The following is a 221-nucleotide window of genomic DNA, read 5'->3' as shown; positions in this document are numbered from 1 at the left end:
TTTAAAAGATGTACCAATAAATTTACTTTGGTGTAAAAGTTTGGAACGTTGTATTTGTTTTGTGAAATATTATTTAGAGGTGTACCAGAAACAGCTATAGAAATTCGTTCTGGGTTTTTAAAAAAATCAGTTATAAGTTCATCAACATCTTGTGTCATGGTTGCAGAAAACATGATGTTTTGTCGGCGTTCAGGTAGTAAGTCAAAAATATTAATAAGTTG

The 221-nt window shown here is 29.9% G+C and carries 1 pseudogene; it reads right to left on the bottom strand.

Annotation, left to right across the window (positions count from 1 at the left end):
* Positions 1-221, bottom strand: a pseudogene (locus tag FUA24_RS07995) (DEAD/DEAH box helicase); the annotation flags it as partial.

The organism is Seonamhaeicola marinus (assembly GCF_008085455.1).
The sequence above is the reverse complement of the archived record's forward strand: the minus strand, read 5'-3'. Positions and strand labels throughout refer to the sequence as shown.